Source organism: Pseudomonas sp. CCI4.2, assembly GCF_034350045.1.
In the GTDB taxonomy this organism is placed as follows: domain Bacteria; phylum Pseudomonadota; class Gammaproteobacteria; order Pseudomonadales; family Pseudomonadaceae; genus Aquipseudomonas.
This window is the reverse complement of the sequence record NZ_CP133781.1, coordinates 2,605,442-2,618,282: the sequence shown is the minus strand read 5'-3', so window position 1 is coordinate 2,618,282 and position 12,841 is coordinate 2,605,442. Positions and strand designations below refer to the sequence as shown.

Annotated in this window: 13 protein-coding genes; 10 read left to right on the top strand and 3 right to left on the bottom strand. The window is 54.6% G+C overall.

The genetic code is table 11. The annotated features are described in order from the left end of the window. Positions 1–76 precede the first annotated feature (76 nt). A complete protein-coding gene (apbC, locus tag RHM65_RS11850) occupies positions 77–1,171 on the bottom strand; it encodes an iron-sulfur cluster carrier protein ApbC (protein WP_322165792.1) in 1,095 nt (364 codons plus the stop codon). Between the two features lie 188 nt (positions 1,172–1,359). On the opposite strand from apbC, the gene metG reads away from it, so the two are divergent. The 8 genes from metG to RHM65_RS11810 all read left to right on the top strand — a co-directional run bounded on the left by metG (position 1,360) and on the right by RHM65_RS11810 (position 8,208). Beyond that, positions 1,360–3,402: a methionine--tRNA ligase gene (gene metG / locus RHM65_RS11845; RefSeq protein ID WP_322185117.1), complete on the top strand. Its 2,043-nt coding sequence runs from the start codon at positions 1,360–1,362 to the stop codon at positions 3,400–3,402. Positions 3,403–3,525: 123 nt separating this feature from the next. Then, positions 3,526–4,113 carry an electron transport complex protein RnfA gene (locus tag RHM65_RS11840; RefSeq protein ID WP_322165794.1) on the top strand — a complete coding sequence of 196 codons (588 nt, stop codon included), beginning with the start codon at positions 3,526–3,528 and terminating at the stop codon, positions 4,111–4,113. Then, complete coding sequence (rsxB, locus tag RHM65_RS11835; RefSeq protein WP_322185115.1) at positions 4,110–4,976, top strand: electron transport complex subunit RsxB; 867 nt, start codon at positions 4,110–4,112, stop codon at positions 4,974–4,976. Before RHM65_RS11840 ends, rsxB begins: the two co-directional genes overlap by 4 nt. Beyond that, positions 4,963–6,000 (top strand): RnfABCDGE type electron transport complex subunit D, encoded by a 1,038-nt coding sequence (locus RHM65_RS11830; RefSeq protein ID WP_322165796.1) that lies wholly within the window; start codon positions 4,963–4,965, stop codon positions 5,998–6,000. The genes rsxB and RHM65_RS11830 overlap by 14 nt, the downstream gene beginning before the upstream one ends. Then, on the top strand, positions 5,997–6,620 hold the full coding sequence (locus RHM65_RS11825; protein WP_322165797.1) for an RnfABCDGE type electron transport complex subunit G: 624 nt from the start codon (positions 5,997–5,999) through the stop codon (positions 6,618–6,620). The genes RHM65_RS11830 and RHM65_RS11825 overlap by 4 nt, the downstream gene beginning before the upstream one ends. Then, positions 6,617–7,285: an Rnf-Nqr domain containing protein gene (locus tag RHM65_RS11820; protein WP_322185113.1), complete on the top strand. Its 669-nt coding sequence runs from the start codon at positions 6,617–6,619 to the stop codon at positions 7,283–7,285. The genes RHM65_RS11825 and RHM65_RS11820 overlap by 4 nt, the downstream gene beginning before the upstream one ends. Beyond that, entirely contained in the window at positions 7,282–7,920 is a 639-nt protein-coding gene (gene nth / locus RHM65_RS11815; protein ID WP_322165799.1) for an endonuclease III, read from the top strand. The genes RHM65_RS11820 and nth overlap by 4 nt, the downstream gene beginning before the upstream one ends. Before the next feature lie 105 nt (positions 7,921–8,025). Then, a complete protein-coding gene (locus RHM65_RS11810) occupies positions 8,026–8,208 on the top strand; it encodes a PA3496 family putative envelope integrity protein (RefSeq protein ID WP_322165800.1) in 183 nt (60 codons plus the stop codon). 123 nt (positions 8,209–8,331) lie between these two features. Here the strand turns inward: RHM65_RS11810 and RHM65_RS11805 are convergent, their stop codons facing one another. Further along, positions 8,332–8,958 (bottom strand): response regulator transcription factor, encoded by a 627-nt coding sequence (locus tag RHM65_RS11805; protein WP_322165801.1) that lies wholly within the window; start codon positions 8,956–8,958, stop codon positions 8,332–8,334. 1,267 nt (positions 8,959–10,225) lie between these two features. Between RHM65_RS11805 and RHM65_RS11800 the strand changes: the two genes are divergently transcribed. Beyond that, positions 10,226–10,780, top strand: a complete 555-nt coding sequence (locus tag RHM65_RS11800) for a hypothetical protein (protein WP_322165802.1) — start codon at positions 10,226–10,228, stop codon at positions 10,778–10,780. Positions 10,781–10,882: 102 nt separating this feature from the next. Continuing rightward, positions 10,883–11,518 carry a hypothetical protein gene (locus tag RHM65_RS11795; RefSeq protein ID WP_322165803.1) on the top strand — a complete coding sequence of 212 codons (636 nt, stop codon included), beginning with the start codon at positions 10,883–10,885 and terminating at the stop codon, positions 11,516–11,518. A gap of 56 nt (positions 11,519–11,574) precedes the next feature. On the opposite strand, the gene RHM65_RS11790 is transcribed toward RHM65_RS11795, so the two are convergent. Next, a complete protein-coding gene (locus RHM65_RS11790; RefSeq protein WP_322165804.1) occupies positions 11,575–12,792 on the bottom strand; it encodes an argininosuccinate synthase in 1,218 nt (405 codons plus the stop codon). Positions 12,793–12,841: the final 49 nt, after the last annotated feature.

The following is a 12,841-nucleotide window of genomic DNA, read 5'->3' as shown; positions in this document are numbered from 1 at the left end:
CCGAATGAATTCAGTCCCGCAGGGATCGCATAACTCTGTGGGAGCGAATTCATTCGCGAAGCTTTGTGTAGAAAACTCAATCGTCGCTAACGGTGATGCTCGGCATGGCTTGTGACTGAGCTTCTTGCAAGACGATCCGCGCGCCTACGTGCCGCGCCAGCTCTTGATACACCATCGCGATCTGACTTTCAGGCTCAGCGATGACCGTTGGCTTGCCGCCGTCCGCCTGCTCGCGAATCAGCATGGACAATGGCAACGACGCCAACAGCTCCACATCGTATTGGGCCGCCAGCTTCTCGCCGCCACCCTCACCGAAGAGGTGCTCTGCGTGGCCGCAGTTGGAGCAGATGTGAACGGCCATGTTTTCCACCACGCCCAACACCGGAATGTTGACCTTACGGAACATCTCCACGCCCTTCTTCGCGTCCAGCAAAGCCAGATCCTGCGGCGTGGTGACAATCACAGCGCCCGCCACCGGGACTTTCTGCGCTAGCGTCAGTTGAATATCACCGGTGCCTGGCGGCATATCGATGACCAAATAATCCAGGTCATCCCAGGCCGTTTGCGTAATCAACTGCAACAAGGCACCGGATACCATCGGCCCGCGCCAGACCATCGGCGTGTTGTCGTCCGTCAGAAACGCCATGGACATCACTTGGATGCCGTGGGATTCGATGGGCACGAACCACTTTTGATCCTTAATCTTCGGCCGTGTGCCCTCGGCAATGCCGAACATCACACCTTGGCTCGGGCCGTAGATGTCCGCGTCAAGCATGCCCACGCGTGCGCCTTCCCGAGACAACGCCAGGGCCAGGTTCGCCGCCGTCGTGGATTTGCCCACCCCACCTTTACCCGACGCCACGGCCACAATGTTTTTCACATTGGCCAGGCCCGGTATTTGTTCCTGGGCCTTGTGCGCAGAAATCACACAGCGGACGTCGACCTTGGCCGACGACACACCGTCGAGCCCTTCGAGGGCGATTTGCAGCATTTGCGCCCAGCCATTTTTGAACAAGCCGGCGGCATAACCCAGTTCCAGCTGCACGCTGACGCGATCACCCTGGATGTCGATGCCGCGGACACAGCCAGCGCTGACAGGATCCTGATTCAAATAAGGGTCGGTATATTGGCGAAGAACGGCTTCCACCGCTGCGCGATTAACGGCGCTCATGGCTACTCCCGATAATAATGACTGAGTAAAACAGGCGGCTATCCTACGCCTTATGCAGCGCCTCGGCATGCTTTCGCCGAGCACCTAGCCGCCCAATAGGGATGAGCAATATGTGTCCGCGGGGTGAAAAATATCGCCCGGACCTTTATAGTGGCCGATCTCCGTTCCACTTCAAATAGCCGAGCCCCATGTCCGAGCCACGCAAGATTCTCGTCACCAGCGCCCTGCCCTATGCCAATGGTTCAATTCACCTTGGCCATATGCTTGAGTACATCCAGACCGATATGTGGGTGCGCTTCCAAAAGCATCGCGGCAATCAGTGCATCTATGTCTGCGCGGACGACGCTCACGGCTCGGCAATCATGCTGCGTGCTGAAAAAGAAGGGATCACCCCGGAACAACTGATCGCCAACGTTAAGGCTGAACACAGCGCCGACTTTGCCGACTTCCTAGTGGACTTCGATAATTTTCACTCGACGCACTCGGACGAAAACCGCGAGCTGTCGAGCATGATCTACACCCGACTGCGTGATGCCGGGCACATCGCCACGCGCTCGATCACCCAGTATTTCGACCCGGAAAAACTGATGTTCCTGGCCGATCGCTTCATCAAGGGCACGTGCCCAAAGTGTGGCACTGAAGATCAATACGGCGACAACTGCGAAAAATGCGGTGCGACCTACGCGCCAACTGACCTGAAAAATCCGAAATCGGCCATTTCCGGGGCCACGCCGGTTCTGAAAGAGTCGCAGCACTTTTTCTTCAATCTGCCCGACTTCGACGCCATGCTGAAAAGCTGGACTCGCAGTGGCACGCTACAAGAGGCCGTTGCGAACAAAATTTCCGAATGGCTGGATGCAGGACTTCAACAGTGGGACATCTCCCGCGATGCACCGTATTTCGGTTTCGAAATTCCAGGCGAACCAGGCAAATACTTCTACGTGTGGCTAGACGCGCCGATTGGCTACATGGCCAGTTTCAAGAATCTCTGCGCACGCCGCCCTGATCTGGACTTCGACGCCTATTGGGCCAAGGATTCCACCACTGAGCTGTACCATTTCATTGGCAAGGACATCGTCAACTTCCACGCCCTGTTCTGGCCGGCCATGCTTGAAGGCGCGGGTTTGCGTAAGCCAACCGGGATCAATGTCCACGGCTACCTGACCGTTAATGGCCAGAAAATGTCGAAATCCCGCGGGACGTTCATCAAAGCCCGCACGTATCTGGACAACCTGCCGCCGGAATACCTGCGCTATTACTACGCGGCCAAGCTCAGCCGTGGCGTCGATGACCTGGACCTGAACCTTGAAGACTTCGTACAGAAGGTCAACTCGGACCTGATCGGCAAAGTGGTCAACATTGCCAGCCGCTGCGCCGGTTTCATTCATAAGGGCAACGCAGGCGTGCTGGTTGCAGGCAACGCCGCGCCGGAACTGACCGAAGCGTTTCTCGCAGCCGCGCCCTGCATTGCTGAAGCGTATGAAGCGCGGGACTTTGCCAGGGCCATGCGCGAAATCATGGGCCTTGCCGATCGCGCCAACGCCTATATCGCCGACAAAGCGCCGTGGTCACTGGCCAAGCAAGAAGGCAAACAAGATGAAGTCCAGGCCGTTTGCGCCTTGGGCATCAATCTGTTCCGCCAACTGGTGATTTTCCTCAAGCCGGTACTACCGCTGTTGGCTGCCGATGCTGAGAAATTCCTCAACGTCGCGCCGCTGACCTGGGACGATCACCTGACGCTGCTGAGTAATCATCAGCTCAACCCGTTCCTGCCGCTGATGACCCGAATCGATCCGGTAAAAGTACAAGCCATGAGCGACGCCTCGAAAGAAGACCTGACTGCCAGCGATACCTCGGTTGCGCCGCAAGGCAACGGTGAGTTGGTCAAAGAGCCGCTGGCCGCCGAAATCGACTTTGATGCGTTCGCCGCTGTGGACCTTCGAGTGGCCCTGATTCTCAAGGCTGAACACGTTGAAGGCGCTGACAAGCTGCTGCGTTTGACCTTGGACATTGGCGACGAACAACGCAATGTCTTCTCCGGCATCAAGAGCGCCTACCCGAATCCGACTGAACTGGAAGGGCGCCTGACGATGATGATTGCCAACCTCAAGCCACGCAAAATGCGCTTCGGCATTTCTGAAGGCATGGTGATGGCCGCTGGGCTTGGCGGCGAAGAAATCTACCTGCTCAGCCCGGACAGCGGCGCCAAGCCGGGGCAACGAATCAAGTAAGCTTGACGCAAAGCCCACGAACATCGCCGTTCGTGGGCTTTTTCGCGCAAGAAGTAGCCGTGTTTTTTGCTGGCTACTATCTTCTTTAGGGACCCTCTGCCTGTTCGCTCACCCGGCACACCCATGACCGATTTCATTCTCACGCTCATCAGCGCTGCCCTGATCAATAACGTTGTATTGCAGTGGCCGTTGGGCGTCGATCCCGTAATCAATACCAGCCGCGAACCCTGTATTACTCGGGTGCAACTTCATGCGCTGGGGATGGCGACCGTCTGGGTGATGTTTTGCAGCACGCTGCTCAACTACCTGCTGTACCACTCGGTACTGGTGCCGTTGGAACTGGGGTATCTAAGGTTGTTCGTATTCCTGCCAGTCAGCGTAATGGCGATAAAGCCCTGCGTGTCAGCGCTATCGCGACTGTTCCCCCGGTTGTCGTTCGACGGATTTCAACTGCTGCTAGTGAGCAACGCCGGTATCCTCGGGCTTGCGTTGTTAAGCACTCAGCCCGACAAGGGCATGCTCTACGCGCTGGCGCTGAGCATCGGCTCGGGGTTGGGATTTTGGCTGGTTTTGAGCCTGTTTCATGATCTTCAACAACGGATTCAAACCCAGGACGTCCCGTTGCCTTTTCGTGCCTTACCGATCCAGTTAATCAGCGCGGGTTTGATGGGCCTGGCTTTTCTTGGTTTCAGCGGGCTGATCAAGCCATGAACCTGATCCAAACTATTGATGTGCTGCTGCCACAAACGCAATGCGGCAAGTGCGGCCATCCCGGTTGCAAGCCCTACGCCGAAGGCATCGCCAGCGGTGAAGCCATCAACAAATGTCCACCCGGTGGCGACGAAACCATTGCCTCGCTTGCTCGGCTACTGAACGTTCCAGTGGTGCAATTGGACCTTGAGCGCGGCCCGGCACCGGCGCAGATTGCGTTTATCCGGGAAGCGGAATGCATTGGCTGTACCAAATGCATTCAGGCTTGTCCGGTGGACGCTATCCTCGGCGCGGCGAAGCTGATGCACACCGTAATCATTAATGAATGCACCGGTTGCGATTTGTGCGTAGCTCCGTGTCCGGTGGACTGCATCGAAATGCACCCACTGCCGCTTTCCGGGGTAGTGCCTGTTGTGGGCGGCTTGGCCGTTAGCGATAAACAGCAACAGGCTCGGCGCATAAAACGCGACCACGCCCGCCGCCGCTTCGAAGTGCGAAATGATCGATTGCGCCGCGAAGAAGAGCAGCGCCAAGCCGAACGTCTGGCGCGTGTGCAGCGCACGGCTCAGGTGAGTGCAGCCCAGGAAACAGTACCGAGCCCGGTGCAGTCCGCCATTGAACGAATACGTGCGCAAAAAGCAGCGGCCACTGATCAGGCGCTGAAAAAAGCCAAGATCGCCCTGGCGATGAGCCGCGCACAATTAAATAAATCGTTAAAAGCCTTTGGTCACCCACCTACCCGGGAACAACAAGAACAACTGGTGGTGTTGCAGCGCGAGTTCGAAGCCGCCGAGCAAACCCTGATTTTTCTTGAATCTGCGGCCCAGGCACACACCCAGGTCAGCGCGCATGCCAACGCCTGAAGCCTTGCCCGACACCGTCGAGAAGGTCAGCGACGGCCTGCAGAAAACCATGACGCTGGTATTACTCGCGACGTTACCCGGGGCGCTGACGTTGCTATGGTTTTACGGTTGGGGAATCGTGATCAGCTGGCTCCTGGCCGCGAGCATGGCGCTGGCCGTGGAAGCCGCGGTGCTTACATTGCGCCAGCTGCCGCTCAAGCCGAGCTTAAGCGACGGCAGTGCGCTGGTCAGCGCCACCCTCCTGGCGCTTGCTCTCCCGCCGTATTCACCGTGGTGGTTGACGCTGGTGGCGACCGGTTTTGCCCTACTGTTCGGCAAGCATCTGTTCGGCGGAATCGGTAAAAATCCGTTTAATCCGGCCATGCTCGGCTACGCGATGGCGCTGGTGTCTTTTCCCCAGCACATGAGCCACTGGCCAGCCCCACACGGCCTGAATCTATTGGGCGGCCTGCAACAGATCTTCGGTGTGAACCTTGGTTTGGCAGCACCGCCCGATGCGTGGGCCCAAGCCACAGCACTGGATGCATTGCGGATCAATAAAAGCCTCACTGTTGAGGAGTTGTTTGCCAGTAATCCATCGTTTGGCCGATTCGGGGGCCGGGGTGCCGAGTGGCTCAATCTGGGGTTCTTAGCCGGCGGCGCCTTCCTGCTTCGGCAACGCGTGTTTACGTGGCACGCACCCGTGGGAATGTTGGGCAGCCTGTTTATTATCAGCCTGCTGTGCTGGAACGGTTCAGGCTCTGACTCTCACGGGTCGCCGCTGTTCCATCTGCTGACCGGTGCGAGCATGCTCGGCGCATTTTTTATCGTGACCGAACCCGTGTCCGGCCCCAAAAGTCCGCGTGCGCGGTTGCTGTTCGGGATTGGGGTGGGGGTAATCACTTACCTGATTCGCACATGGGGCAGCTACCCCGACGGCGTCGCGTTTGCAGTACTGCTCATGAATCTGGCCGTCCCCACTTTGGAGCGCCTGGAACGCTCGAAGCCCGACAGCGAGACAAAAAAAACGGGAGCCACGCCATGACCAAGCAGGCGAGATGGTTAAGCGCGTTAGTTATCGTCTTGCTTGCGGGTTTGGGCATTGGGCTGACGATCGCGCTGCAGCAAGCGGCAGCACTGCAAATCAGTGCGGCGCAGGAGGCGGCTCAAGCTCAAGCCTTTTTATCGGTTATGCCTCCTGACAGTTACGATAATCAACCGTTACAACACCCGCTGTCGCTGCCTGAGCGCACCGCCGACACCCATGCAGTGATCGCCGGTTATCTTGCGACGAAAGGGGGCAAGCCCAGTGCGGTTCTGTTTCATAGCCAGGCTCAAGGTTATTCTGCCCCCATCGAGTTACTGATCGCCGTGTCGATAGACGGCCAGTTGCTCGGCGTCAAAGTCCTCAAGCACAACGAGACCCCCGGCATTGGCGCCCGCCTCGTGACTGAACCGGCCTGGCTCAAGCGTTTTATCGGCCGCTCTCTCACTGATCCTCCCGAGTCAGAATGGGCATTAACGAAAGATCACGGCGACTTCGACCAAATCGCTGGCGCGACCATCACCTCTCGGGCAACCGTCGGCGCCATTCGTAGCACATTGCGTTTCTTCGACGCTTATCGGGCACTACTCATGGCGCTCCCGTCGGGTACGCCCCCATGACTCATCCCGTGCAACAGGTTAATCGACCTTGTATTCATGCCCTGCTCGGCCCCCTGAGCTTGACGCCCCTTCTGGGCGTTACCGACTCTTTTGCCCTGGCACTGGGGTTGCTGATGGTGCTGTGGGTCGTTGTTGGCGTGCACGCCGTGCTGATTGCACGGATACGCCAACTATTGACGCCCAGCGCCGAACTCCTCGCCAGCGCGTTGCTAGCTGCTTCGCTTGTCAGCTGTTCTGAGCTGGTACTACAAGCGTATGCATTGGCCCTTTATCAAGGGTTGGGGATTTACCTTCCTTTGTTAGGCATTTATTGCGTGCTGAGCAACGACTCACGCACTGCCGTGGACGTGCTGCGCCGCGGTCGCCCTCTGATCGCTCGATTCAGTGCCTTGATGGTGGTACTCGCCCTGTTCCGTGAGTTCTTGGGCAACGGCACACTGTTCAGCCACGCTCAGTGGCTATTCGGTGCTCGCGCAACGCACTGGGAGATACAGATGCTGCCGGAGGGCGCCCACTTGGCGCTGCTGACCCCTGGCGGGTTAATCCTCTTGGGATTGCTTCTTGCCGCGAACAATTACCGGGCTGATAGGCGGATTAAAATCCGACCGGCCGGTGCCGAGAACACCAATCAATCCTCCACCGCCAAGGAAACGCTGCACCCATGAACGCCGCAAAACGCCTGGAAATTTTCCGTCGCCTGCGGGAAGACACCCCGGAACCTAAAACAGAGCTGGCTTATAGCTCGTCTTTTGAATTATTGATTTCCGTGATTCTCTCGGCCCAAGCGACTGATGTCAGCGTCAACAAGGCCACTGCACGTCTTTACCCGGTGGCAAACACCCCACAAGCTATTTACGACCTAGGGGTTGCCGGGCTTTGCGATTACATAAAAACCATTGGTCTTTACAACGCCAAAGCTAAAAACGTCATCGAGACCTGCCGCCTTCTGGTGGAACGACACCACAGCCAAGTACCTCAGACTCGGGAAGAACTTGAAGCGCTGCCGGGCGTAGGTCGTAAAACGGCAAACGTAGTGCTCAATACTGCCTTTCGCCAATTGACCATGGCCGTGGACACGCATATTTTCCGGGTGAGCAATCGCACCGGCATAGCGCCGGGCAAAAATGTCGTTGAAGTAGAGAGGCAGCTAATGAAATTTGTGCCTAAAGATTTCCTGCTCGACGCCCATCATTGGCTGATCCTTCACGGACGCTATGTCTGCCAGGCCCGCAAGCCCCGCTGTGGCAGTTGCAGGATCGAAGATCTGTGCGAATTCAAGGCAAAAACGTCTGACGATTGAGTAATAGTCTTGTTTTGAGGTAATCGATTGAAAAAATCTTTTTTACCCAGCCAACAATTGCCGCTATAAGGTCCGCCAACGACAGCCTAAGCCTGGAGTCACTTTATGAGCACTGGCAAAGAGCAGCTGGACGAGGACGACGATTTCGTTGCAGTTGACGCGGACGATGACACACAGCCACCCGTGGAAACCGCGAAAACCAATTTGAGCAAACGTCGCACCATCGACAATATGTTGGAAGAACGACGCTTGCAGCGGCGATTGGCCGATTACGATTTCGACCTGTAAGCCTATGGTTTACCCATTGGCCGCGACCTGACGAACGCGAGGTAAAGCCTCTCGTCTTCGAGGGGCTTTACCGTAATGGGGAACAGGATTTGGCATCCATCTTGTGTTCCCCTCCAAATCCTCTCAAACCAATCCGTTTCGCTGAGCGAGCTCAATCAAGTCCACCAACGAGCGGGCGTTGAGCTTTAACAACAGACGGGTCTTGTACGTACTGACAGTTTTGTTACTGAGAAACATCCCGTCGGCTATTTCCTTATTGGTCTTCCCACACGCCAACTGCTGAAGAACCATCATCTCCCGGCCCGAAAGCCGATCAACCATATCTGCCTCGCTGGCGTTTCCCAGGCTCGAACGAACGGTGTGTAATGCCTGGTTAGGGAAATAGCTGTACCCCGATAGCACAGCCTTTATTGCACTCAGCAATTCGGTCAAATCCTGTTGCTTGCACACATATCCAGCTGCCCCCGCTTGCATGCATCGCATGGAAAAGTGACCTGGGGCTTGAGACGTCAGTATTAACACTCTGAAAGGAAGCGTCATCGCTGACAGACGAGTGATTACCTCCAGACCGTCCAATTTTGGTATTCCGATGTCAAGAATGACGATATCGGGTAAATGCTCGCGAGCAAGTTGCAAGGCGTCCACGCCGTTATCCGTTTCCGCGACGACTTCATAGCCATGACGCTCCATTAACATGCGTACAGCAAGTCTAATGACGGGGTGATCATCCACGATCAGCACTTTATTCATGAGCAAGTCCAATTTTCGCTGTTCGATTTTTCAGAGCCAGCACAATAGCCTAGTCGTTTAGTGCTTTGCATGGCGCACCCCTCCGAGGACTAACAGACAGAGACCTTTCCTACAAATACGACAGATATATCCTACAAAAACACTCAGGTGCATGATATTTTTCTGGTTTACTGACGACTGACTTGCTACAGGACCGTAAGAAATAGTTGCAGCTCCTTTTGGTGCTTCAATGCAGTTTGATTCAAGCAATATAATTTTTTTCGTTCCGTCAAGCATATCCCCAACTCCCTTTAGACTGTTCAGCGCTTGCCGTAATTCCCATTGGGAACATAGGTAAGCGCAGGCGCATGGCCACTGGCCGATGTTTTTTTTGAAAGGGCTCCAGTCTCGATTTCTTCTATCGAACCAAAACTGGCCGACGCTACATCGGTACGACTGGACCCTCAGGATTTCGTCGCTCTCTCTTGTACGAAGAATAAGTCGAATTGTCTGACATACCACAGGATAACGTTCAAAGAATTATTACTAATTCCATCCGAGCATCTGTAGATCCAGAACGCAAACTATACCTTTAAACAAGGCCTATTAATTCCACGCTTGGTTACAAGAGATGTACTACATTCCCATACGAATTTTCCTACGAATCAGCATGAGAACAGTTCGACATATTATCCGAATCAAACGGCTGTCGATCCCGCCAAGATTCCCAGAAAATTCCGCCTCGTATTTTAGTAAATAAGAGCCAGCACGTAAAAGAAAAAACTCAAATAGCGACCAGCCAGGTCGAGTCAATTTGTTGTTAGCACAGCGAAAAAAATACCGAATACCTGCACCTAAGGCTCGTCCGCCAATGAGTTAATGCTATTCCCTACATTCTAGCTAGCCTCAACCAGACAAAAAGGAAATGGACTACGACACATGGAGAAGACTTGCCACCTCCATGTAAGAAGCCAAAGACATCGACAATACAATTTATCTAATCTGCCGTTTTTACTTGCAAATCCTATTACCACTCGTTACTTTTTATCGACAGCCACTTCAATAACTTTCATTCAAGTGCTTATCAGAACCCCTAATACTGGATTTATTGACCCGCCGTTTTTTGTCAAAAAATCGCCCTCTGCCTGGATTTAACCGAGCCGATAGAGCTCGCCCATTTAATCTGGCCAGCCCAGAGCTTCACTGTTACCGCCTTCCAGCGGGTCGATACGCTGTGCGCTTCATCCAGCGAATTCGCTTATTTCCACTTTTAAACAGGTACATGCTCGTGACTAATAACAAAGACTCACGCACCTCGTCGCCATCAAAGTCTAAACCTAAACTCGACCTTGATACTGCGGTGGAACAGTACATTCAACGAGGAGGTGTTATCAATGTAGTGCCCCTTGGAGAAACAGCCGAATTCTCTGCCGAATCATTGCCCCCTAAAAACCCGCCGATTGAGACTGAGGAAGATGCCCTTAAAAAAATCGAACTTTTAAAAAACCTGGTCGCCAAGGGTGCTGGGGTTAGCTCCTTGCAATACTCGCTGCGAATGACAAAAAAAGATGTCCGGCGAATGGCAGGAGAACAAGGACTGAAAATCTCCTATAGCCGGCCCGTTCGCGGCGCTAGAACAGAAGGGCTGCGCGACCCTGATGCGGTTGACGACAGGGTCGCCGGCCACGCCATGCATTATTCCAGCCTAGGTTACACCGCGCTTGAGATCGCACAAAAACTGAATTTGAGCGTTCGCCAAGTATGGGAGATCGGTCGAGACTATCGCTTCGAATTTAAGCAAATGAAAGACACACCGTCGCCCGACGCACTACCGGGTGAGTGATGCCTATAAACATACCCACATGACGAACTGTTTATTGCATTCCTCTCCCGCTTACGTTTAAAGAGTCATTGCCCTGCACTTATGCGTTATCGAGTAATAACCATGATCAAAGCTTCAGTCAACGGAATGAACCCGGTCAGTGTCATCGCACTGTTTGCGGCGCTGTCCGAGGCATCGGCAGCCACCGCGCTGCCTTTTTTGGATGAGAGCAATCAGCGTATCTACGTTTGGTTCCTGATTGTCTTTCCGTCAGTGTTAACTTCTTTGTTTTTTCTGACATTGAATTTTAACTATAAAGTCCTGTACGGGCCTTCAGACTTCTCCAATGAAAAGAACTTTCTAAAGGTATTCAAAAAATCCGAGCTGTCGACTGTTCAACCAATAAAGCCTCCACTCCATCGCTCTGTATCAACGTGCCCAACATCCCAAAGAGCGGGACACTTGCGGTCTCACTCCAAACTGCTACTGCACCCCACCGACGAAATAGAAATAGCGTATGGCGGTCCCCTCTCGTGCAAAGAGGACGTCATCCACCTGATGTCGCTGTTGCACACTGACAACGAGCGTCGGCGCAATGACGTTCGATCAACACAATTGATTGTATTACTGAGCTGCCGAAGTGATGTTGTCAACGATGGAGAATTGGTCGCACGGGTCAGTGAATTTTCAAAGACCCTCAAACACATTCATACTTTCGCGCTTGTATCGATCACTACAAGTGAGGTGTTGTTTATTTGATATAAACAACGCCCCCCTGCGCGCCTGAGCGGCGCGCAAGAGGGGGCCGCAGGGGGTCAGAACAGCTTGCGGCCTTTGTTAGCCGCGATCCGCATGCGCAGAGCGTTCAGCTTGATGAAGCCGGCTGCGTCGGCCTGGTTATAGGCACCGCCATCTTCTTCAAAGGTGGCAATGGTAGCGTCGAACAGCGACTCATCAGACTTACGGCCGGTGACGATGACGTTGCCTTTATAGAGCTTCAGACGAACCACGCCGTTAACATGAGCCTGCGACGCATCGATCATTTGTTGCAGCATCAGGCGCTCAGGGCTCCACCAGTAGCCGGTGTAGATCAGGCTGGCGTACTTCGGCATCAGCTCATCCTTGAGGTGAGCCACTTCGCGGTCCAAGGTGATCGATTCGATGGCGCGGTGAGCGCGCAGCATGATGGTGCCGCCCGGCGTCTCGTAGCAACCACGGGACTTCATGCCCACATAACGGTTTTCGACGATATCCAACCGACCGATACCGTTTTCGCCACCGATACGGTTCAGGGTCGCCAAAACAGTTGCAGGTGACATTTCCACGTCATCGAGCGCGACGATGTCGCCGTTGCGATAGGTCAGCTCAAGGTAAGTGGCGACGTTCGGCGCGTCCTCGGGAGACTTGGTCCAACGCCACATGTCGTCTTCGTGCTCGGTCCAGGTGTCTTCCAGCACGCCGCCTTCATAGGAGATGTGCAGCAGGTTCGCATCCATCGAGTACGGCGACTTTTTCTTCCCGTGACGCTCAATCGGGATGTTGTGCTTCTCGGCGTAATCCATGAGCTTTTCACGTGACAGCAAGTCCCATTCACGCCAAGGGGCAATGACTTTAACGCCGGGCTTAAGCGCATACGCACCCAGTTCGAAACGAACCTGGTCGTTGCCTTTGCCAGTGGCGCCATGGGAAATGGCGTCCGCGCCGGTTTCGTTGGCGATTTCGATCAGACGCTTGGCAATCAGCGGACGCGCAATAGACGTACCCAGCAGGTACTCGCCTTCGTAGACGGTGTTTGCGCGGAACATCGGGAACACGAAATCACGCACGAATTCCTCGCGCAGGTCATCGATATAGATTTCTTTAACGCCCATGGCCTGCGCCTTCGCGCGTGCGGGCTCGACTTCTTCGCCTTGACCCAGGTCAGCCGTGAATGTCACTACTTCGCAGTTATACGTGTCCTGCAGCCACTTGAGGATTACCGAAGTATCCAAGCCACCGGAATACGCGAGAACTACCTTGTTTACGTCCGCCATGCCTTCACTCCACCGGGTTGTACGCAAAGCGAAGGATTCTACCGCTCAA

Coding starts and splice junctions, on each gene's coding strand:
- rsxB (WP_322185115.1), top strand. CDS start 4,110: ATGAACCTGATCCAAACTATTGATGTGCTGCTGCCACAAACGCAATGC.
- metG (WP_322185117.1), top strand. CDS start 1,360: ATGTCCGAGCCACGCAAGATTCTCGTCACCAGCGCCCTGCCCTATGCC.
- RHM65_RS11810 (WP_322165800.1), top strand. CDS start 8,026: ATGAGCACTGGCAAAGAGCAGCTGGACGAGGACGACGATTTCGTTGCA.
- RHM65_RS11790 (WP_322165804.1), bottom strand. CDS start 12,792: ATGGCGGACGTAAACAAGGTAGTTCTCGCGTATTCCGGTGGCTTGGAT.
- RHM65_RS11805 (WP_322165801.1), bottom strand. CDS start 8,958: ATGAATAAAGTGCTGATCGTGGATGATCACCCCGTCATTAGACTTGCT.
- RHM65_RS11830 (WP_322165796.1), top strand. CDS start 4,963: ATGCCAACGCCTGAAGCCTTGCCCGACACCGTCGAGAAGGTCAGCGAC.
- RHM65_RS11795 (WP_322165803.1), top strand. CDS start 10,883: ATGATCAAAGCTTCAGTCAACGGAATGAACCCGGTCAGTGTCATCGCA.
- apbC (WP_322165792.1), bottom strand. CDS start 1,171: ATGAGCGCCGTTAATCGCGCAGCGGTGGAAGCCGTTCTTCGCCAATAT.
- nth (WP_322165799.1), top strand. CDS start 7,282: ATGAACGCCGCAAAACGCCTGGAAATTTTCCGTCGCCTGCGGGAAGAC.
- RHM65_RS11820 (WP_322185113.1), top strand. CDS start 6,617: ATGACTCATCCCGTGCAACAGGTTAATCGACCTTGTATTCATGCCCTG.
- RHM65_RS11825 (WP_322165797.1), top strand. CDS start 5,997: ATGACCAAGCAGGCGAGATGGTTAAGCGCGTTAGTTATCGTCTTGCTT.
- RHM65_RS11840 (WP_322165794.1), top strand. CDS start 3,526: ATGACCGATTTCATTCTCACGCTCATCAGCGCTGCCCTGATCAATAAC.